This is a genomic window from Paraburkholderia sp. MM5482-R2 (assembly GCF_050436125.1).
GTDB classification, from domain to species: domain Bacteria; phylum Pseudomonadota; class Gammaproteobacteria; order Burkholderiales; family Burkholderiaceae; genus Paraburkholderia; species Paraburkholderia tuberum.
The window spans coordinates 519,605-540,720 of the sequence record NZ_JBNDLP010000001.1 but is presented as its reverse complement, the minus strand read 5'-3'; the positions used below and the strand labels follow the sequence as shown (position 1 = coordinate 540,720).

Here is a 21,116-nt window from a genome sequence, read left to right as displayed (position 1 = left end):
GCGATCGCCAGCATCCCCCGCTCGCGATATGCCACTGGCGTTGGGACCAACGTCAAATGCAGGATGCCCACGATTGTGGGCGAGATAAACCGCTTCCCTTCGCAGTCGGCGGAGCTTGACCCCGGGCAGCCGGGATACCGCCCGGTCGACATCTAACGGCAAAGATCTCCGCTCAGATACGCAGCCACTGGCGCTGTCAGTCCGAAGCCATGCAATTCCTCCGGCGTTGCCAGATGCGCGGCGACAATCTCGCGATTATCGATCCGCAGCTTGGGTAGGCGATCGAGGTGTAGTTCGAAAAAATGCACCCGGTCTCGTCGTCCGTCCCAGGCGCCGCAGACGCTGCCCACCGGGAGCAATGTGTACGACGACAGACCAATTTCCTCTTCCATTTCGCGCTGCGCGGCTGCCTCGGGCGTCTCTCCGGGATGGACACTTCCTCCCGGAAGATTCCACGCGGTCCGGTACGATGCTTTCACGAGCAACAGCGACTGCCCGACATAGATTGCGACAAGCGCCCCCTGATGGCTGGGTCGTCGAAGGTGCCACCAGACACGAGCAAGCGGATATCCGATGCGAAGTGCCATACGCCAGACAAAGTCGATGATCATGGAACCGTAGTTTAGGCAGCGTTTGATCTTGCTCCGGATGGCGATTGTCGGCAATTCCGAGGCGTATGTCGACCGGCCGTCGATGGCCGGCGCTGCCGATCACGCGTAGCTGGCTTGCCATCAGCTTTTAGAACTTGAGGAACAAATCGTCGATCGAATACGGTAATGCCAGTTCGGGCATTTCGTGCCTTTTGAAATACCGGGTGTCCTTGGTTTCGGTGTCGGTACGAATTCCGGAACCGCCAGTGATCTTGCACTGAAACAACGTCGCAACGTATTCAACCTGATCGCCATTGGGATACGTGTGCCGGAATGCTCGGCCGCCGAAGACGCCGAGAATGCCATGAATGCGGATGGCGTATCCGGTCTCTTCCATCACGTCCCGGGCAATTGCTTCTTGGGGGCTTTCACCCAGTTCAATTCCCCCAGCTGGCAAACTGCAAGCCTCATCCGAAGATTTCTCTTGCAAGAGAAGTCTGCCCTCGTGATCGTGAATCACGGCCCCAACCGACGGGCTCAGTATCAAACCATTACCGACCTTCTGTCTCAACCAACCGATGTAGCTCTCGTCATTCAAAATGCCACCCGCATAGGAAAGTCGAACCGTTGCGATGGAAAACCGAACCTCGGCATCGGAGGCGATTGTCGCGGATCTGAACGGCCTCGTCGAACGGCCGAAAGTGGCCGAGTACACCCCGATGCGGTCGGCTGAGGCCCACGCGTTGCGGACTTTCAGCGTTACAGATAACGGCATCCCCGGGGGGCGAATTAGCGGGGATACCCGCGACAGATGTAACCTGCAGGTCGGTGCTACGGCTAGCACGCCGCGCGCAGTGCCGCTCTCATGCTCATTTCTATGTCGTGAAGTCTCGCGCCGAGTTCATCAAAGCTGCTGCGCCCCTCGCCGAATAACTCGCCGTTCATGTAGATCGTCGGCACAACGCTAACATCACGCGCCGACACCTCACTTTGAAAAAGCCCTCCGTCGATCGTAATGTTGTGAATCCGTGAATTGATCACCGTCATCATGTTCAGCGCTTGCACAACGTCCACACAGCTTCCGCAAGATAGTGAAATGAAGGTCTCGAAATAGTAGTCACGTTCTAGCGTTCGAATCCGTTCAATGGTCGTACGGTCGGCTATTACGGGATGTCCTCCCACCTGGAGTATTGCAAGGACAAGGGACGAAAATTCAGGCCCTGTTGGAGTGGCGGCAAACCGAATGCCGGGTTTTGCTCCCGCCTGCCCGATTGAAAATGATGGCTTGCGTTCCTCGCCTTGCTGCTCCTCGATTACCGTCACCAGATCTGTCAACGACGCGATTTCGTTCAACATCGTCAGCATCTCGGGCGATTTTTGACTACCGTCCTGCGACACGATCAATTCGACAGGTCTACGGATGTTTCGCAGATACGTCTGCAGCTGTGACCTGAGACTGGTGTTTAACATGGCTCGATCCCCTAACGACCTTCACAAGGTTAGATGAAGAAGTGCAGAAACTGAAAGAAATCTGAACGGAACGTGCAGCGCCTTCTGCCATTTGGATCAAGAGGTTGCCGGGTGATGCTCCCTCGGAACGTCAGTGCTCTCTGTTGCGCTATCGCACATATTCCCTCAGTGGCCGCGCTGCGGCAGCGCCAGCAGCACGAGCTGCACGCTGCGGTTGCTCTGGCTGTCGACCGGGCGCCCGGTGAAGATCGGAAGGTCGGTCTCGGGCAGCTCGGCGACGAAGATGCGCGAAGCGGCGATTCCGCCTTCGGCAATCAGGGCACTGCGCACGACCTGTGCGCGCCGGGCCGCCAGGTGCGCTGCCGACAAATCTGATGGGTCTCAGTGCTTCACGACTCATCACCAGGCGCTTCGTCGCTGTGCGACTGTGCTCCGCCTGCTTGAGGGGGCCGCTCCTGAGAACGTTGAGCAGCGGCTTTGTGCCTTATAGCAACACAAGTGACGATGCCAGCCGCCGGCCATTTCCGTAAATTCTTCGCATCGCCTCAGCTTCGATCGCGAGTGAGGAATCTGGGTCGTGAACGCATTTGGCTACCGACGCCGCGATGAGCTTGGCGCAATCAAAGGCTGGGAACGACCCCAAGCGGCCCACCGCCCGTCACTTTTGGGCGGCAGCTTTCGCCGCGACAACAGACGGTCACAACAGGACGAAAGTGACCTCTGCTGAATTTCGCCACTCATCGAATAAATCGGATGAGTAGGTGCGCGCAATCCACTCACGTCGCGCTCATGTCAACCGGCGCGCGGTTGCCAAAGCGCAACGGGTCGCCGTGTGCCGAGGTGAAGCCATAGAGTTCGGGGCTGACCGGGCCATCCTCCCACATCGACGGCCCATCCGCCCAGATCAGCAGGCTCGCACCATAGCGCGACGAAAACGTGACCTGCGTTCCAGGCTCCATGACGACAAAATCACCAGCCTTTGCCGTCGATACGGCGTCCTGTGCAACAAAGGACAGATCGCCCGCAAGCACAAAAGCGTCGACCAGTGCACTGAGCCGGTGCGCAGGAATTTTCGTTCCAGGCAAAAGCATCAGTTGCGTCATTCGACGGACATGGAGTGTGTTCGCGTAGTCGTAGACGAGTCGGCGCGTCAGCCCGGCGACTCGTGTCGCGCTGATCTGGACTGCATCAAGCCTGATACTCAGGTCCGGAAGATGTTCTGGAAATTCATTTTCGAAATCGGTATGGCGATTGCCCGCATGCAGCGAATGCGTGACGTCGGGACCATATGCAACGGGTCCTTCCATGCGTCCCACGGTAAGCGTCGGCAAATAGGCAATAGCATCGTGGGTGGATCCCGCGAAGTTCACGCCGAGTTCACCAACTCCGGTCGTACCCTGGAAGTCAGTCAACGCACCCGACAGAAAATAGCTGAATGCCGTACCGAGGTGCTGATGCACGCCAGTTCGCGCTAACGTGTCGAACGACATGAACCCGAACGAATGTCCTGTCCGGTCATCGCGACGTACGGTCTTTTGCGCAAGGCCGCTTTTGCCAACCCCTTGCCACGAATCTTCCGACACATCGAAAACATACACGCCAGCTTCACGCTGACCGCGCGGACCACCACTCAGTTCAGTCGATACCTTCATCATTGTCTCCAGTTTTCGGAACCTGTCGCTGACCCTTGCGAAGCGACGCCAGATCGATTTCAGTTACCGCATTTATTATCATTTGATATAAGATAGTCGCAACGACCACGCGGCGTCAATGGATCTTTTTCCCGGTGCGATCGCGGGTCACTTAAAATTTCCGCCGAGACATCATCACCATCGCTATGCAATTCAAACAACTCCCAGCCTATCGTGTTCGCCGGGTTGCCGAATCGATCCTCGATATGGCCGAGGAACTGTTCACGCGACATCTCGACATCCGTGTGCTCGACTGGCGCGTGCTGGTCAAGCTGGCAGACGCGCCCGGCAGCATTCCCACTGAAATTGGCCGGGATATGCTCATGACGCCAGTTCAGACGGGACGAAGCCTGCTCCGGCTGCGCGAGCTCAACCTCGTCGTTGCGGTACCCGACCCTGCCGATGGCCGCGCCACGCGCTATACGCTGACGAAGCCTGGCCACAGTGCCTACGAGGCAGGTATGAAGATCGTGCTCGAGGTGCAGGCGTTTGCGATGCGCGATCTAAGCCCGGTGGAAACCGTCGCTCTCAACGGGCTGCTCGATCGGCTGATGGCGAGCACGGCCTATACGCCGGAGGACGTCGACCGCCTGTCGCGCGTCCTGTTCGGTGACGCGCGCAACAGTGCCTGATGTCCATATTGACGCGAACGCTGGTACGACTCGAACGACGCGCCTGTAATCAGCGATAACCCGCCGTCGATATCGAGCGCCGTGCCGGTAATCATTCTGGCTGCCGGGCTGCCCAGAAAGAGGATTGCCTGAGCGACATCATCGGGGCTAAGCCAGTCGCCCAGCGGAACCATTGCGGCCACCTTTTTACGCTCTTCTTCAGGAAGCACTCGTTGTGTCATCGCGGTCAACACCGGGCCCGGACACACCGCATTCACGCGGATCCCAACGCTTGCCAGTTCAAAGGCAGCGTGTCGGGTCAGCCCGAGCATGCCTGCTTTGGCCGCGGTATAACTGACCCCTCCGGTGTATGACACCCGCTTTGCGGCCAGTGAGGCAACGTTGACTGCCGCGCGCCCCGTACCAGCCTTGAGAAGCGGAATCATCTGCTGCAGGCAAAAGAAGCTGCCTGAGAGATTGATCGAAAGCACACGCTGCCACTCCTCACCGGTCGTCGTTTCGAACATGCCCCTCGAGACGATGCCCGCGCTATTGACCAGCAGATCGACGCTCGTTACGGACTCCATGCGCCCCCCCACCGCCTCGCGAACCGAGTCTTCGCTCCCAATGTCGACTTCAATCGCCGTCATCGGCCATCCCTTTGCAGCAAAATCCTCGCGGATTCCTTCGAGTGCGCGAATATCACGGTCCAGCGCGATCACGCTCGCGCCGAGGTTCGCTGCCGCTTGAGCCGTTGCAAGCCCGATACCGCTTGCGGCGCCTGTTATCGCCACTGTCTTTCCGCTGAAGTCCACATCGCCTCCTTAAAAGCCGCCTCTGCGGCGTCCGCAGTGTTAGGGAATGTCCCGACGCGATCACCATGCGTAGCGTCGAGCGGAAGGTATATATTATCAATTGATAACAGATTACGCCGATGCGATCGGTGATGTCAATGGAGAACAACGATGAGTGGAACCCTGGAGACAAGCTTTCCCGCAACAGTGGGACGCGCGACCGATGCAAAGATTTTCTGGCGACTGATCCCGGTCATTCTGGTCAGCCTGATCATTAATCAGCTCGACAAGGTCAATGTCGCGTTCGCCAAGTTGCAGATGGCGCCCGATATCGGGCTGTCGAATACCGCGTATGGTCTCGGTGCCGGTATTTTTTTCATCGGGTACTGCCTGTTCGAAATTCCGAGCAACATGCTGCTGCACCGAGTCGGCGCCCAAGCGTGGATCACACGGATTCTCCTGTCGTGGGGCGTGCTGTCGGCCTGCACGATGTTCGTCACCGGTCCGACCTCCTTCTACTTCCTGCGCTTTTTCCTCGGCGTGGCGGAAGCCGGCTTTGCACCGGGCATCATGCTTTACGTCAGCCAATGGTTTCCGGCCCGTACCCGGGGGCGCGTGATTGCAGTTTTCATGACTGCTTTGCCGGTTTCCGGCGTGATCGGCAGCCCGCTATCCGCATGGCTGATGACCTCCGCACCGGCTCTCCTCCCGCTTCGCGGCTGGCAATGGATGTTTCTGTGCGAAGGATTGCCCGCCATCCTGTGCGGCATCGCCTTCTGGAAGCTGGTTCCCGACACCATTGACGAGGCGGCCTGGCTGGACACTGCGGAAAAAGCCGCGCTCAAGGCGGAAGTGGGTGGAGGCCAGACGCATCACACGGGCAGCTTTGCGAAAGGCCTGTCCGACCCGCGGGTCTGGATGCTGTGTGTGATCTATTTCGCGTTCGTAGCGGCGCTGTATGGCGTGAGCTTCTGGTTGCCGACGCTGATCAAGGCGCTCGGTTTCGTTGGCATCCGGCAGATCGGCCTGATGACGGCTCTACCTTACGCAGCGGCGGTTGTGACCATGCTGGCACTTGCCTGGAATTCAGACCGTACCGGCGAACGCCGCAAGCATCTCGCGCTGGCGGGCCTGCTGGGAGCCGTATTTCTGATACTAAGCGTGCTGTTGCGCGCCACGCCTATGTGGTCTTTTGGCGCGTTGATCGCGGCCATGGCCGGCATCGTGACAACCATTCCGCTCTTCTGGAATCTCCCGACCGCTTTTCTTAAAGGTGCCACCGCCGCGACAGGGTTTGCGCTGATCACGTCGATCGGCAATCTGTCGGGATTTGTTGCGCCCTTTCTGGTCGGGGTGATCACCGACGCGAGCGGCAGTACTGCGTCGGGCATGTACGCGCTCGCTGCGGCAGCGCTCGTCGGTGTACTTCTTGTCTTCCTTGTTCCTGCCCGGCTTGTGGACCGGCCGTCAACCCTTTAAGGATGGTTGATGATCAATCAATCGCCAGAATCGCGGGATGATTCGCGCACCTCTGCCAGTCGCGTCGCGATAGTGACTGGCGGTGCGACAGGAATAGGCGCTGCCATCTCGCAGCGACTCGCGTCGGATGGCTTCCCCGTAGTCATCGCTGATATCGACGCAGACGCAGCACAGAATCTCGCAGCCTCCATTGAAGTTGCCGGAGGCAAGGCGTCTTCACTGCGTCTCGATGTCTCCGACGCATCGTCGATTGACGCCGCGTTCAGCGCGCTTGAGCGGGAACACGGCCGGTGCGACGTCCTGGTCAACAATGCCGGCATCGCCGGTGTGTCATCGTTCCTCGAGTGCCCTCTGGATGTCTGGCTGCGCGTACTCGCTATCAACGTGACGGGACCCATGCTCTGCGGGCAGCGCGCGGCCAGGTTGATGTTGCGTCACGACTGGGGTCGCATTGTCAATATTGCGTCAATCAGCGGTGTTCGCGCGAGTGCCGGCCGAACGGCATATGGAACGTCCAAGGCTGCCTTGATCGGGCTTACACGACAGATGGCAATCGAACTTGCTGAAGGGTGTATCACGGTGAACAGCGTCGCACCAGGCCCGATTGAGACGCCGATGACCCGGGACCATCACTCAACCGAAACGCGTGAAACCTACAACCGGACTGTGCCGATGCGTCGCTACGGGGAGCCGTCGGAAATTGCCGATACCGTCGCGTTTCTCTGTTCTGAAGGCGCGGCGTACATCACGGGTCAAAACGTAGCAGTCGATGGTGGCTTCCTAGCGGCGGGAATACTCGACATCTAGCAGCGACAACCGCGGCATATCGGTACCATTGATCGCAAAGCGGGTGACGGTCTCTCATATGAGCGCAAGCGGCCACTCGGCCGCCTTCACCATATGTCAGGTCCTGGCCGATGTCTGCCGAATCCGGAAGTCGACCAATGACCCGAACCGTATCGGTGGCCCCGATGCCTACTACGATTTCCCATTATCGGTATATCCGAGGCCACCAAGGATAGCCAGCTTGCGACGTAAAGCATGCCCAAGCCGTTCAGACAACGAATACGCCCGGCGCTTGCTCTCAATCAAGGCGTCTGCAAGGTGCCGTCTTTCAACCGGGTTTGGGTCCAGGTCGTCACGGTGTTTTCACACGGGTACTTTGTCGCTTCAGCTTCGTCGATATCGACTCCGAGACCGGGTTTGTCGTTCGCATACACGTGCCCGTTGCGGAACTCGGGCAAGCCTGGGAAGACGTCCAGCAATGCCGCCCGCGGACCCTTCAGGGCTTGGATGACAAAGTTGGGCGGCTCGGTGCCCGACCATTCCTGAACCCCGAAATTGCGCGCAGCGAGATCGATATGAATGTTCGCCGCGTGAGCCATCGGCGACATATCGCCCGGACCATGCCAGGCTGTCCTCACGCCAAATTGTTCGGCGAATATCTGCAGCTTGCGTCCGGCAGTAATCCCGCCGATCTGGCTCAGGTGAACGCGTATAAAGTCGATCAGGCGCTCAGTGATCATGAAGCGCCATTCATACGGGTTGTTGAAGAGTTCGCCCTGAGCGAGAGGTGTCGTCGTCTTTGTGCGCAGTTGCCGTATCCATTCGCCCTCTTCTAGCGCAATCGCATCTTCAAGGAAGAACAGCTCGTATTGCTCGAGCTCGCACGCGAAGCGGATCGCTTCGACAGGTTTGAGCCGCTCATGCACGTCGTGACACAACTCGACGTCGAAGCCGACCTTGCTGCGAATGCCGTCGAAGAGTTTGAGGGTCTCGCGCATGTACTTCCTGCTGTCGAGATACACGCCCTCAGGCGCGCGCGCCGGCGCGCCCAATGGCGCCTTGCCATAGCCGCCTCCGCCGTAGCCGCCGCTTTGACAGCGAATGTGCGTGATGCCCTGCTCCCGATACTTCTGGATGTTCTCGCACAACTCGTTGAGATCACGCCCGTCCGCATGGCGATAGATGGGCACCCCTTCCCTGCACTTGCCGCCGAAGAGTTGATAGAGCGGCATGCCCGCCATTTTGCCCTTGATGTCCCATAAGGCCATGTCGATGCCCGAGATCGCATTGTTCTCGATGGGGCCGTTGCGCCAGTACGCGTTCTGGTGCATCAGTTGCCACAGCTCCTCAATCGCCTCGGCGTCCCTGCCGATCAGAAGCGGTCGCAAATACTCCTCGACCAGACATTTGACCGCTACATGCCGATACGCAAACGTCGCGCAACCGAGCCCATACAGTCCAGCCTGATTGGTCTCCACCTTGACGACGATCAGGTTGATGCCTTCCGGCGCGGTCAGGATGACCTTTACATCGGTGATCAGCGTTGCCATGTTGTTCCTGCCATTGCAAATGTTGAGTCGTGGCGTGGCGGTTTATCAGCGGCTCACTGCGAGGCGCCCTTCCTGCTTCGAGCGCTGACCGGAGTGCTCAGGCACGGTGATCATCAGAATCACAGAGCAGAGCAGCGCGCCCGCCATGAACATGTACGACGCCGCCGGGCTACCCGTCGCACCGTTCAGATAGCCGACGATCCAGGAGCCGAGAAACGCGCCCATCGCGCCGCATGAGTTGATGTAGTCCGATCGCGCCGCCCAGCACGTTGCTCGGGATGAGTTCGGGAACGAGCGCGAAGAAGGGTCCATACGGTGCATACATCGTTGCACCTGCCACGACCAGCAACGCAAACGAGGTCCAGAAGTGCGAGCTGCCGATCATGTACGAACCCACGAATGCAATCGTCCCGATCAGCAGCGGGGGCCAGACGAACAGCTTGCGGTTGCGGGTCTTGTCGGACAGCCATGATGCGAGCAGCATCAGGATGATCGCAGCGAGATACGGAACGGCGGCAAGCCAGCCGACCGACACGATATCGATCGTCGAAGCCGTCTTGAGAATCGACGGCAGCCACATGATGAAACCGTACACACCCACGCTCCACAGCGCGTGGATCGCACAGCATTTCAGCACGATCGATGAGCGGAATGCGGTCTTGTAGTCGCGCACCGGCGCAATGTCGGCCTGTTCGGCCTTCAGGCGCGCCTGCAGTTCGGTCTTTTCTGCTTCGCTCATCCAGGGCGCGTCAGCCGGCTTGTCCTTGACCGTGAACCACCACACGACGGCCCACGCCAGCGCAGGTATGCCTTCAATCACGAACATCTCGCGCCAGCCGAAGCTGTGCACCAGATAGCCGGACACCACCGACATCCACAGCACCGTCACAGGGTTGCCGAGAATCAGGAACGTGTTGGCGCGCGAACGTTCTGTTCGCGTGAACCACCGGCTGATATACATCAGCATCGACGGCATCACTGCGGCCTCCACGACGCCGAGCACAAAACGCAGCACCATCAGCATTGGAATGTTGCTGACCATGCCCGTCGCTGCGGCACAGAGGCCCCACAGGATCAGGCTGAAGAAAATCAGTTTCTTGACGCTGTTGCGCTGCGCGTAGATCGCGCCGGGCACCTGAAACAGACAGTAGCCGAGAAAAAACAGTGAGCCGATCAGCGACGACATGCCGTGCGTGATGCCGAGGTCCTTGTCGATTCCGGTGGCCGCGGCGAAACCGTAGTTCGCACGATCGAGATAGGCGAGGCTGTAAGTGATGAAGATGATAGGCATCAGATACCACCATCTCTGGGTTGCTACGGGTTTGACGCTTTCCATGATGTCTCCGATCGGTGCCGCGAAAGACGGCACACACTGTGTGATGAGCGGGGATCGTGCCGTTCTTCTAGTTGTGATAGACCCCTCGTGAGTTGCTTTCAAAGCACGGCCAGCCAGCCTCCGTCGACATAGATGATCTGGCCGTTGACGTAGCTCGATGCGGGCGACGCAAGAAACACCGCCGTGCCGACGAGTTCTTCCGGTCTGCCCCAGCGTTGCGACGGGTTGCTGTTCTTGACCCAGGCATCGAAGGCGGCGTTCTCGACGAGGGCCTGATTCATATCGGTCAGGATGTAGCCGGGACCGATCGCGTTCGCCTGGATGTTCGATGCGGCCCACTCGGCGCTCATCGCGCGGGTCAGCATCTTGATGCCGCCCTTCGCCGCGGTGTATGCGCCCACCGTCGCGCGAGCGGCCTCACTGGTGAGCGAGCCGATGTTGACGATCTTGCCGCCCGTGCCGCGCGCGATCATCCGTTGTGCCGCCTGCTTCGATACGATGAAGGCACTGGTCAGGTTGGTGTCGATCACGCGCTGCCAGTCCGACAGTTCGAGCTCGACGAGCGGCTTGCGAAACTGGATGCCGGCGTTATTGATGACGATGTCGATCTTCACGCCGTCTTTGTCCCATTGGGCGAACGCATCGGCTACGGCCTGTTCGTCCGTCACGTCGAAGGCTCGGCCTTGCGCGCTGAAGCCCTTCGCATCCAGCCGGCTGACCGCGTCGGCGACCGTATCGGCGCGTGTGCCGTTAAGGATCACGCGCGCGCCTGCGGTTGCGAGTCCCTCGGCAAGCGCAAAGCCGATGCCGCGGGCCGAACCCGTGACGAGCGCCGTGCGCCCGCTCAAATTGAATAGCTGATTCATGCGTTGTTCCTTTCCCAGTGTTCAAAAACGAGGCGTAATGGCGCCCCTCGCGACAGGGCTTGCGTCGCGATGATGGTGAAAACAGGAAGCGTCAGACGGGCCGGTCGTTGGCGGTTTGCCTGAGCTTGTCGCGGTCTTCGAAGTCCTTCTCCGCGCGCTCGATCAGCGTCAGTACCGCGGCCTCCGCGGCCGCTTCATCGCCCCTTTCGATCGCCACGCAAAGAGCTTCATGCATCGGCAGCGAACGCGCCGGACCACCGGCGATTTCGGAGCTGAGTTCAAAGCTCGTCCGCAGAATCGCCGACAGCGCGTTTTGCATCTGCTGGACAAACTGGTTATGGCAGGCGCTCAGGATTGCGCCGTGAAAGGCGAGATCGGCGGGAACATATTCGCCATGGCCAGCGACTGCGCGTTCCATCGCCTTGAAAGCGCGACGCACGGCAACGCGGTCTTCTTCGGTCGCGCGCCGGGCGGCGAGTTTGGCTGCGTTCGGTTCGATGATGAGGCGCAACTCCATCAGGTCCTGGATCAGGCCGGCGTCAACCGCCCCCGCCCGCGCGCGCCACGTGATCACGTCCGGGTCGAACAGTTGCCATTGCGAACGCGGCAGCACGATCGTGCCGTAACGGCGGCGCACCTGGAGCATGCCTTTCGCCGACAGCGACTTCATCGTCTCGCGAATCGTGATGCGACTGACCTGCATTTGCTCGGCGAGCACGGGCTCAGCCGGAAGGATGTCGCCCGGCGCGAACTTGCCTGAACAGATCTGTTCGCCCATCTGGTTCAGGACCTGCCGATGAAGCGTTTCCATGTTTTGCCTCTACATCATACGTATGATGTTAAAATACTAGGCAAATGACCGACCGGGTTCAACCAGGGATCTCCCTGTATCTGACCAATGGGATTAGCAGCCCTTTCGCGTGGGCGATTAACTATCGCTGAGTGGGTTTCCGCGTGCATGTCCCGCGTGCCCGTCGAAAGCAAGCAGCCGCGGTTCCCCGGGCGCGCCCGATGCCAGTTTCAATCCCGATTGTTGTTAGTAGGAGGGCGCTTAACGGCCTTGGGCTTGTGTGACGAGTAAGGTTAGCGCCGCAATCTGTTTGCGTTTGGCCGAGCCATCCGTCGCATGTCGGTATCGAGACGTGGCGCGGTAGCGGTAGGTTCGATTTGTCTGTTGCCGCCTCTTTCGTCTGGCGGCAGGTTCACAACCAGGGACCAGTCAGACGCACGAGAGCGAAGTGCCCGTAGCGGTGCTGGGATGGATAAGTCCCGCCCCTGCGACGTCGAACCTTGTACTTGTTGCGTAACCACCGACGCAGACGCAACCGCGCAGCGGTGTGGCTGTCGAGCGCGCGATACGCGCGTCTGTCCGTTCCTACGTTGAAGTAGTTCGCCCAGCCTCGTAACGAGCGGTTCAACCTGCCCACCAGTTCCGTGGTTTCTTGCCATACCGTCTTAAGAGCGGTCATTGCATGAATCTTTTCTAGCATACGCCGGATACTCTTCTTCGACGGACGCATGCCGATTGAACTGCGGTGGCGGTCGGCGATAGGACTGCGCCGACGTGGGCTACGCGACCATCCACCAAAGGCCACAGCCGACCCGACGCGGTCGGCCGAAGTCGACCCATAACCGTCACCTGAACCAAATTGACAACCGACCGCTATCCAACCGGGAAGCGACCGTCATTCGTTGCCGCATGTGGCATTGCCAATCGCCGCCGCTGCTTGTGCTCGGGGCACATGCCGTGGGTTCCCGCTATCATGCTGATCACAATACCGTTGCCAGGCAAAGCCGTCCGATGAAGATTCAGCATTTGCGGTGCTTCGCTTACATTGCGGAAAAAGGCAGCATGCGTGCAGCCGCCGAACAACTCGGCTTGTCCGCTACAGCCGTCAGCCTCGCGCTACGCGAATTGGAGCGTCACACAGGTGCAGCCCTCTTCATGCGGCAGCCACAAGGCGTAGCGCTGACCTACGCTGGTCGCCGACTGCTGGCTCATGCGCGACTGATCCTTGCGCAGATCGATCGCGCGGAAGAAGAAATCGAGCAGATTCGTGGCCTGAAAGGTGGTGCAGTGACGGTCGGCGTCACGCCATGGATCACCCAGACCATCCTGCCGCGCGCGCTCGCCGATTTTCAACGCCTGCGCGCCGACGTGCGCCTCGACTTCACAGAAGCTATCGGCGCCTCGCATGCCGGTCTGCGTGACGGCACGCTTGATTTTTCGCTCGGCCTCGCGCCGCCCAGAGCTCAGAGCGCCAACTTCATTTCACGTGACCTGTTTTCCTGCGGTTTGGCGATCGTCGGACGCGTTGGTCATCCGCTCGTCAGTTGCACGTCGCTGCGAGACCTCGCCGACCAAAGCTGGGTGATGACCATGCGCGAAGACATGCACGAGCAGCGCCACAGCAGCATGCTAGCCCGTCACGGGCTCGCGCTGAAGCCAGACCAGGTGCACTACGCGCGCTCCACCCTGGTTTCGATTGCGATGATTGAAGGCAGCGACATGCTGACCGTCTGCCCGTGGCCGCTGGTCGAATCGCCGCTGATGCGCGCGCGCATGGCCGCGCTGCCGATTCAGGACGAATTGCCCGAGATGACCACCAGCCTCGTCATGCGACGCGGTGACACGCCGAGCGCCACCGCCCAATTGATGATCGAGTGCTTTCTCGAGGCCGCCAAAGCCTGCCGTGACAGCACCGAACCGGCTACTCGCCGGATGATGACGTCGGTCGAGTTCATTGAGCCGGACTGAGCGGGTCACAACCGTGTAAAGCAAAACATTACACCAAATTGTTTCGTTGGCTATGAGCGACCTCCCGGTCACTCTACGATCGTGACACTGGTTCCCGCGTGAACCAACTTTTGATTTTCCCGTCACGAGGCGCCAATGGCAACGCAAGAGAAATCTCCCGGACTGACCATCGCAGCGGGCGCTCGGCGCCGCGCGATCGTATCGTCAGTCATTGGTAACGGACTCGAATGGTTCGACTTCGGCATTTTCAGCAGTTTCTCCATCATCATCTCGCGGCTGATGTTCCCATCGCAAAGCGGTCCGGCAGTGTTGATGGTTGCATTTGCATCCTTCGGCATTGCGTTCGTGGTCCGTCCGTTCGGCGGCGTGCTGCTCGGCATGTATGCGGACCGCGCGGGCCGCAAGGCAGCCCTCTCCGCGATCATCCTGATGATGTCGGCGGGCACGCTGCTGATCGGCCTCACGCCGACCTACGCCACGATCGGCATCGCAGCGTCCGTGTTGATCGTGTTCGCGCGCATGCTGCAGGGTTTCTCGGCTGGTGGTGAGTTTGCCAGCGCGACCGCCATGCTGCTCGAATACTCGCCGCAAGGCCGGCGCAATCTGATCGGCAGCTTCCAGGCCTGTTCTCAGGCGCTCTCGTTCGCGCTCGGCGGTGCCGTCGCGTATCTGCTGCTGCACAACCTGACGCCCGCCTCGCTGCACGGATGGGGCTGGCGGCTGCCGTTCCTGTTTGGCTCGCTGATCGGTCCGATTGGGTACTACATCCGCTCGCAGGTCGACGAATCACCTGAATTCGAGGCCTTCCTCAAGCAGAAGCGCCGGACGCCGGCTGACCGTCTATCGCTCGCGGGTATCCTCCGGCGCTACCCGCGTCAACTGCTGGCGACCTTGGGGATTGTCGCGGTGTGCACGACGTCCTCGTATGTCGGTCTGATCTATATTCCGCTGTTCGCCAGCGGTCAGCTAGGACTCGACGCGAGCACCGGTCAACTCGGCATGCTTGCCGGCGCACTCGTGCTGCTCGTGATGTGCCCGCTGACCGGCTATCTGGCTGACCGTTATGGCCGCCGCCGAGTGATGGTGCCTGCGATGCTGCTGTACGGGGTGCTCGCCTATCCGTTGCTCGCCTCCCTGATGAACGCACCGGATGCCAGTGCATTGATCCGTTTCGAACTGGTGTCGGCGTTCCTCATGAGCTTTTTCTGGGGACCTTCCGCTGCTGCGCTCGCCGAAGCCTTCCCCGTGCAGATTCGCTCGACCGGCATGGCCATCGTCTACAACCTCGGCGCGATGTGCTTCGGCGGCCTCGCCCCATTGATCAACACCTGGCTCACGAAAGTGACAGGCGACCGGCTGGCTCCCGCGTGGTATATCGCCGCGAGTGTCGTGCTGGGGACCGTCGGCGTGCTGGTGATGACGCAGCGCGAACCGCTCGCCCAGCAATCCAGTCAGCACGCCTGAAGGGCAAGCCCCCCACCCGCATTTTATTTCCCCTGTTTCGCACTGAAGGTTGCCGGCTCATAGCCGGCCGACCGGGACGGCTTCATGCCGACGATTCTGCTGGGTCGCATCAACCACATTGGAGACCATCCTTGAAACGCCTTATCGCAGCCACGTTTGCAATCCCCCTCATGTGCTCGACCGTCTGGGCTCAATCGTCAGCAACGTTGTTCGGCAGCATCGACAACGGTCTGACTTACGTGAACAACTACGGCGGCCACTCGCTCGTGAAAATGCAGGACGGCATCAACAAGTCGAACTCGCTCGGGTTTAGCGGCTCGGAAGACCTGGGCGGCGGCATGCGGGCGTTCTTCAAGCTGGAGAATGGCTTCTCGGCCAACACGGGCGCGCTCGGTCAAGGCGGACTGGTGTTCGGCAAGCAGGCCTACGTCGGCCTGGGCGACAAGGCGATCGGCGAGATGACGATGGGTCGCCAGTACGACTACACGGTCCTGCTGGAACACTACCTGCCATGCCTGAACTGCGGGCTGTTCGGCGTGCAGAGCGCGGACCTCGACCGCGTGTCCGGTGAACGCCTGAACAACACCGCGCAATTCTCAAGTGCGACGTTCGGTGGCTTTAAGGGCGGCGTGATGTACGCGTTCGGCCAGAACTCGGGCACGCTGTCGACCAATCTCGGCCGTGCGATCAGCGCAAACCTGCAGTACGCGTACGGTGGGTTTTCCGCCGGCGCCGTACTGACCGACATCAACCAGGCGCCCGTTTTTGCAGGACTGACCGGCGCGGCGACCGTGCTTGGCCGCGCGGTCACACCGACCACGACGCTCATCGTCGACAACCAGCGCGTTCTGGGTTTCGGCGCGACCTACGTGTATGGCGCGTGGAGCGGCGCGGCACTCTACACGAATACCCATCTGAAACTTGCCGGCCGAACCGCGACCGATCAGGTATTGCATGTGGGCGGTGACTGGCATGTACGACCCGACCTGGTACTGGCCGGCAAGGTGTCATTCGACCGCTTCGAGTCGTCGCGCTGGTACACGGCGACAGCAGGCATCGACTATCTGCTCTCCAAACGCACTGACGTGTACATCGATCTCGACGCCCAGAAGGCCAGCGGCCAAGGTACGGTCGCATCGATCGCACTGACCGCACCGTCTTCCACCGACCGGCAGTTCGTGTCGCGCGTGGGCATCCGTCATCTGTTTTAACGCGCCGCTGACGCGCTCTTTGCCGGCATGCCCGACGTCATGAGATGTCGGGCATGCGCTTTTTTGAGGAACTTCAAGATGGGAAACATGCAATCCTGGATCGCAGAAACCACGCTGCCGACTGACCTCTGGCGCTGGGAAGCGTGGCAGCTCGCGCAAGCGATCGCGCGCGGCACGATCTCGAGCCGCGAGGCGGTGACGAGTTGTCTCGCGCGCATCGACGCCGAAAACCCCCGCATCAATGCGATGACCCATATCAATCGCGATTCTGCGTTGCGCGCTGCCGATGAAGCCGACGCCCAACGCGCCGCCGGTGTACCGCTTGGCGTGCTGCATGGCGTGCCCGTCACGGTGAAATGCAACGTCGATGTAACGGGCGAACCGACCACGCACGGCGTCGCCGCCAAACGCGATCTGATCGCCCAGAAAGACAGCCCAGTCGTCGCGAATCTGTTGAAAGCCGGCGCCGTGATCGTTGGGCGCACCAACACGCCGGCATTCTCGATGCGCTGGTTCACCGAGAATGCTCTACACGGCCGCACGCTCAACCCATGGCACGACGACATCACGCCAGGGGGATCGTCGGGCGGCGCATCGGCAGCAGTAGCCGCCGGCATGTGCCCCGTCGCGCACGGCAACGACCTAGCCGGCTCGGTGCGCTATCCGGCCTACGCATGCGGCGTTGCCGGTCTACGTCCGACCGCCGGCCGCATTCCGTCGTTCACGCCGAGCTCCGGCGATCTACGCACGTTCGCGGCGCAGAGCTTCGCTGTACAAGGTCCGATTGCAAGGTCAGTGAAGGACTTGCGCGTGAGTCTCGCGGCAATGTCCGCCGCGGATGGCCGCGATCCGAACTGGGTTCCCGCACCGCTTGTCGGTCCGGCTATCGAAGGTCCTGTCAAGATTGCGCTCGTCGACGAAATCGACGGTTTGCCGATCGACCCGCAAGTGTACGAAGCGTTACAGCAGTCAGCGCGCTGGCTGACCGGCGCTGGCTATCTGGTCGAACGGGTCGCGGCGCCAGAGTTGCGCGAAGGCTTCGACATCTGGATGACGATTGCGATGACGGAGATTTCGACGGGCTTCGCGGAGGCCGTCGAAATCTATGGCGACGACGGCGCGCGTCACGCGCTGCGCGGCATGCTCGCGCGCTTCGGCACCGAGGTTTCACTCGAAGCCTATGTGCAAGGTCTCGCACGCCGTGACCGGCTGCGCCGCAAGTGGAATGCATTCTTCGAGCAGTACCCGCTCGTCCTGATGCCGACATCGCTCGACATGCCATTCCGCTGGGGACTCGACCAGGAAGGCGACGACACCATGTCGCGCATTCTCGATGCGCAATTGCCGCTCAAGCTAGTAGCAGCACTGAACTTCCCCGGTCTGAGCGTGCCGACCGGCGTGCACGATGGCGTGCCCGTCGGCGTGCAGCTCGTCGCGGGTGCGTTCCGCGAAGACCTGTGTCTCGCCGCTGGCGAGGCAATTGAGCAGCGCGCGCGGATGCCTTCCGCTTTCTGATTTTTTTGGGCTGCGTGCGTCGGGGCGTCCAGCGGGCTGCGGACGCTCTGGCGGCGCTGCGGCCTTGTTCTCCGACCCGACACGATCTGTTCTCATGACTCATCCGCTTATCGAGGCGCTGCGCGAGCAAGCCTCACACTTCGTCGCGTTGCGTCGCGACCTGCATCGCCATCCCGAGTTGGGTCTCTGCGAGACTCGCACGTCCGATCTGATCGCCAGACAACTTGACGAGTATGGTTATCACGTCACGCGCGGGATCGCTCAGACGGGCCTCGTCGCGACGCTCAAACGCGGCGACGGGCTCAAGCGCCTCGGTCTGCGGGCCGATCTCGACGCGCTGCCGATTCACGAAACCACCGGCGTGCCGTGGCGAAGCTTGCACGACGGTGTGATGCACGCATGTGGTCACGACGGCCACACGGCGATGCTGATGGCTGCCGCGCACTACCTTGCGAATGAAGGCAAATTCTCTGGCACGCTGCATTTGATTTTTCAGCCCGCCGAGGAGCATCCCGGCGGCGCCAGAATTATGATCGACGAAGGTCTGTTCGAACGTTTTCCCTGCGACGCCGTGTTCGCGATGCACAACATGCCGGGCGTTTCGCAAGGCCACCTGGTGTTTCGCGAGGGCGCGACGATGGCGTCGAGCGACGACGTCACGATCATTCTCACCGGCCGCGGCGGACACGGCGCGATGCCGCATCGCGCATCGGATCCGGTCGTCGCCGCCGCGAGCATCGTGATGGCGTTGCAGACCATCGTATCGCGCAACATTGATCCGCAGCAGACGGCGGTTGTCACGGTGGGTTCACTGACCGCAGGCAAGGCAAACAATGTGATCCCTGACAGTGCGCAACTCGAACTCAGCGTGCGGGCGCTCGATCGCGACGTCCGTGATCTGCTGGAGGCGCGCATACGCACTCTGGTCGGCGCGCAAGCCGAAAGCTTCGGCGTGCTCGCCGAGGTGCGCTACAAGCGCGACTATCCGGTGCTCGTCAATTCGGCCGACGAAACCACGTTCGCGCGAAATGTCGGTATCGAACTCCTCGGCGCTGAGCACGTCACGCCGCAAGGCTCGGCATTGACGGGCAGCGAGGACTTCGCGGTCATGCTCGAACATTGCCCGGGCAGTTATCTGCTGATCGGCAACGGCGCGGGTGAAGGCAGCTGCATGGTCCACAATCCCGGCTACGACTTCAACGACGACAACATCGTCGTTGGCGGTGCCTATTGGGCGCTGCTTACCGAGCGCTTTCTGAACAACTGAGTACCGGAGGAAAGGATGCGCGAGTGTGGGTCATGCTTGCGCCCGCGCGCTCTGTAAAGCTATGGATGATATCGACCAGAAACTGATCGCCCTGCTGCGCGCGGACGCGCGCACAAACGTCGCGACGCTCGCGGCAAGGCTGGGAGTCGCACGCGGCACAATCACGCACCGGCTGCGCCGCCTCGAAGATGCTCAGATGATCGTCGGCTATACGGTGAAGCTGCGCCCCGAAGCTGAACCTGACGAAATCCGCGCATGGATGGGCGTCCAGGTGGAAGGCAATCAGACCCGCGAAGTAATTGCGAGCCTGCTCGGCGAACCCGGAGCCGTCGCGTTGCACGACACGAATGGCCGCTGGGATCTGTGGGCCGAACTGCGGGCGAGTTCGCCGGCGGAACTGTCAAAAGTGCTCGAACGGGTGCGTCTCATCAAAGGCATCCGGCATACTGAAACGAGCATCTTGTTGAAGAGCTATCGCTAGCAGCGGCCGCATCGTCGCGACCGCTGTCATCATGCGTCAGGCAAGCGCGGCGACTTCGCGGTCGGTGGATTGCAGGTCGAGCACGGCGAACAGATTCTTCGGGTCGGGCGTTTGCGGGATCAGCTCGACGGTATTGCCAATGCCAAGTTGCGCCGCCATATCGCGGATAAAGGTCAACGCGGACAGATCCTCCAGCGCGAAGCCGACCGAATCGAACACGGTGACATCCGTGTCGCGCTTGCGGCCAGCCGCCGCACCCGACAGGACCCGCCACAGCTCCGTCACCGGAAAGTCCGGTGCCATCTGCTGGATATCACCTTCGATCCGTGTTTGCGGTTCGTACTCGACGAAGACATCGGCGCGAGCAAGAATACCGGCATGCAATTCCGTTTTGCCAGGGCAATCGCCGCCCACCGCGTTGATGTGCATGCCAGGCGCGATCATGTCCGGCGTCAGGATCGTCGCGTTGGTCTTGTCGGCCGTGGCGGTGGTGACGATGTCTGCGCCTTGCGCCGCTTCGGCCGCGCTATTGCAAACGATCACGTCCAGACGCTGGTCGATCAGATTGGCGACGAGCTTGGCCGTCGCGTCCGGATCGACATCATAGACACGCAACGTGTGAATGCCGACGAGGTCACGGAAAGCAATTGCCTGAAACTCGCTCTGCGCGCCGTTACCGATCAGTGCCATGACACGGCATTCGGGACGCGCAAGCGTGCGCGCTGCGAGGGCCGACGTCGCGGCCGTGCGAATCGCCGTCGTCAACGTCAGTTCGGACAGCAGACGAGGCGCGCCTGTATCGACGTCGGCCAGTACGCCGAAAGCCATCACAGTGGGTAGGCCTTGACGCGTATTCTTCGGGTGTCCGTTCACGTACTTGAAGGCGAATTCCATCGAGTCCGCAATCGGCATCAGTTCGATCACGCCGTCATTTGAATGGCAGGCGACGCGCGCACTCTTGTCGAACTCGGGCCAGCGCGAAAAGTCGCGCTCGATGCGCTCGGTCACTCCTGCGATGCAACGCGACAGACCGACGCGCTGCACCACGCGAATCACGTCGCAGGCGCTCAGATAGACTGTACGGGGAAGGCGGGACTGCATGGGTTATCTCCTGACTGGCTGAACAATGAGAAGAGTTTCCCAAACTCGCGCGTCAGTCGATAGCGAATGAAATGCTGATTTTCTTGCGGGTTTTTGCCGAACTGACAAGCTTGATTGACAAAGTGATTCGTCCCGCTTTGCTTTCT

Annotated in this window: 20 protein-coding genes and 1 pseudogene; 9 read left to right on the top strand and 12 right to left on the bottom strand. The window is 60.6% G+C overall.

The features are described from left to right. Positions 1-152 precede the first annotated feature (152 nt). The 5 genes from OKW37_RS02500 to OKW37_RS02480 form a co-directional block, all read right to left on the bottom strand. Positions 153-611: an NUDIX domain-containing protein gene (locus tag OKW37_RS02500; RefSeq protein ID WP_121323336.1), complete on the bottom strand. Its 459-nt coding sequence runs from the start codon at positions 609-611 to the stop codon at positions 153-155. A gap of 127 nt (positions 612-738) precedes the next feature. Further along, a complete protein-coding gene (locus tag OKW37_RS02495) occupies positions 739-1,365 on the bottom strand; it encodes an NUDIX domain-containing protein (protein ID WP_429401056.1) in 627 nt (208 codons plus the stop codon). A 62-nt stretch (positions 1,366-1,427) separates the two neighbouring features. Beyond that, positions 1,428-2,060 (bottom strand): alkyl hydroperoxide reductase, encoded by a 633-nt coding sequence (locus tag OKW37_RS02490; RefSeq protein ID WP_184056562.1) that lies wholly within the window; start codon positions 2,058-2,060, stop codon positions 1,428-1,430. 165 nt (positions 2,061-2,225) lie between these two features. Next, the gene (locus OKW37_RS02485; RefSeq protein ID WP_121323340.1) at positions 2,226-2,429 is read right to left on the bottom strand and encodes a hypothetical protein; all 204 of its coding nucleotides are present in this window, start codon (positions 2,427-2,429) and stop codon (positions 2,226-2,228) included. A gap of 407 nt (positions 2,430-2,836) precedes the next feature. Continuing rightward, positions 2,837-3,712, bottom strand: coding sequence for a cupin domain-containing protein (locus OKW37_RS02480; protein WP_429401054.1), 876 nt, complete (start codon positions 3,710-3,712; stop codon positions 2,837-2,839). A gap of 185 nt (positions 3,713-3,897) precedes the next feature. Between OKW37_RS02480 and OKW37_RS02475 the strand changes: the two genes are divergently transcribed. Then, positions 3,898-4,383 (top strand): MarR family winged helix-turn-helix transcriptional regulator, encoded by a 486-nt coding sequence (locus tag OKW37_RS02475; protein WP_429401052.1) that lies wholly within the window; start codon positions 3,898-3,900, stop codon positions 4,381-4,383. Here the strand turns inward: OKW37_RS02475 and OKW37_RS02470 are convergent. Beyond that, a complete protein-coding gene (locus tag OKW37_RS02470; RefSeq protein WP_429401051.1) occupies positions 4,317-5,177 on the bottom strand; it encodes an SDR family NAD(P)-dependent oxidoreductase in 861 nt (286 codons plus the stop codon). The genes OKW37_RS02475 and OKW37_RS02470 overlap by 67 nt on opposite strands. A gap of 150 nt (positions 5,178-5,327) precedes the next feature. On the opposite strand from OKW37_RS02470, the gene OKW37_RS02465 reads away from it, so the two are divergent. Both OKW37_RS02465 and OKW37_RS02460 read left to right on the top strand, forming a co-directional pair. After that, on the top strand, positions 5,328-6,635 hold the full coding sequence (locus OKW37_RS02465; RefSeq protein ID WP_429401049.1) for an MFS transporter: 1,308 nt from the start codon (positions 5,328-5,330) through the stop codon (positions 6,633-6,635). 9 nt (positions 6,636-6,644) lie between these two features. Next, positions 6,645-7,442, top strand: a complete 798-nt coding sequence (locus OKW37_RS02460) for an SDR family NAD(P)-dependent oxidoreductase (RefSeq protein ID WP_429401047.1) — start codon at positions 6,645-6,647, stop codon at positions 7,440-7,442. 281 nt (positions 7,443-7,723) lie between these two features. On the opposite strand, the gene OKW37_RS02455 is transcribed toward OKW37_RS02460, so the two are convergent. The 5 genes and pseudogenes from OKW37_RS02455 to OKW37_RS02435 form a co-directional block, all read right to left on the bottom strand. Then, positions 7,724-8,971 carry an enolase C-terminal domain-like protein gene (locus tag OKW37_RS02455; RefSeq protein WP_429401045.1) on the bottom strand — a complete coding sequence of 416 codons (1,248 nt, stop codon included), beginning with the start codon at positions 8,969-8,971 and terminating at the stop codon, positions 7,724-7,726. A 45-nt stretch (positions 8,972-9,016) separates the two neighbouring features. Then, positions 9,017-10,307 (bottom strand): annotated as a pseudogene (locus OKW37_RS02450) (MFS transporter). A 98-nt stretch (positions 10,308-10,405) separates the two neighbouring features. Then, complete coding sequence (locus tag OKW37_RS02445; RefSeq protein WP_090812119.1) at positions 10,406-11,173, bottom strand: SDR family oxidoreductase; 768 nt, start codon at positions 11,171-11,173, stop codon at positions 10,406-10,408. A 91-nt stretch (positions 11,174-11,264) separates the two neighbouring features. Then, positions 11,265-11,984 (bottom strand): FadR/GntR family transcriptional regulator, encoded by a 720-nt coding sequence (locus tag OKW37_RS02440; RefSeq protein WP_090812118.1) that lies wholly within the window; start codon positions 11,982-11,984, stop codon positions 11,265-11,267. Positions 11,985-12,375: 391 nt separating this feature from the next. Then, positions 12,376-12,663, bottom strand: coding sequence for a group II intron maturase-specific domain-containing protein (locus OKW37_RS02435; protein ID WP_260335268.1), 288 nt, complete (start codon positions 12,661-12,663; stop codon positions 12,376-12,378). A 74-nt stretch (positions 12,664-12,737) separates the two neighbouring features. Between OKW37_RS02435 and OKW37_RS02430 the strand changes: the two genes are divergently transcribed. From OKW37_RS02430 to OKW37_RS02405, 6 genes are all read left to right on the top strand, one after another. Continuing rightward, a complete protein-coding gene (locus OKW37_RS02430; RefSeq protein ID WP_429401042.1) occupies positions 12,738-13,931 on the top strand; it encodes a LysR family transcriptional regulator in 1,194 nt (397 codons plus the stop codon). A gap of 135 nt (positions 13,932-14,066) precedes the next feature. Further along, a complete protein-coding gene (locus OKW37_RS02425; RefSeq protein ID WP_429401040.1) occupies positions 14,067-15,395 on the top strand; it encodes an MFS transporter in 1,329 nt (442 codons plus the stop codon). A 131-nt stretch (positions 15,396-15,526) separates the two neighbouring features. Beyond that, on the top strand, positions 15,527-16,606 hold the full coding sequence (locus OKW37_RS02420; protein ID WP_429401038.1) for a porin: 1,080 nt from the start codon (positions 15,527-15,529) through the stop codon (positions 16,604-16,606). An 87-nt stretch (positions 16,607-16,693) separates the two neighbouring features. After that, positions 16,694-18,121, top strand: a complete 1,428-nt coding sequence (locus tag OKW37_RS02415) for an amidase family protein (protein ID WP_429401036.1) — start codon at positions 16,694-16,696, stop codon at positions 18,119-18,121. A 94-nt stretch (positions 18,122-18,215) separates the two neighbouring features. Next, positions 18,216-19,388, top strand: a complete 1,173-nt coding sequence (locus tag OKW37_RS02410) for a M20 aminoacylase family protein (protein WP_429401034.1) — start codon at positions 18,216-18,218, stop codon at positions 19,386-19,388. Positions 19,389-19,449: 61 nt separating this feature from the next. Beyond that, positions 19,450-19,869, top strand: coding sequence for an Lrp/AsnC family transcriptional regulator (locus tag OKW37_RS02405; RefSeq protein WP_429401032.1), 420 nt, complete (start codon positions 19,450-19,452; stop codon positions 19,867-19,869). 36 nt (positions 19,870-19,905) lie between these two features. On the opposite strand, the gene OKW37_RS02400 is transcribed toward OKW37_RS02405, so the two are convergent. Continuing rightward, entirely contained in the window at positions 19,906-20,970 is a 1,065-nt protein-coding gene (locus OKW37_RS02400) for an ornithine cyclodeaminase (RefSeq protein ID WP_429401030.1), read from the bottom strand. Positions 20,971-21,116: the final 146 nt, after the last annotated feature.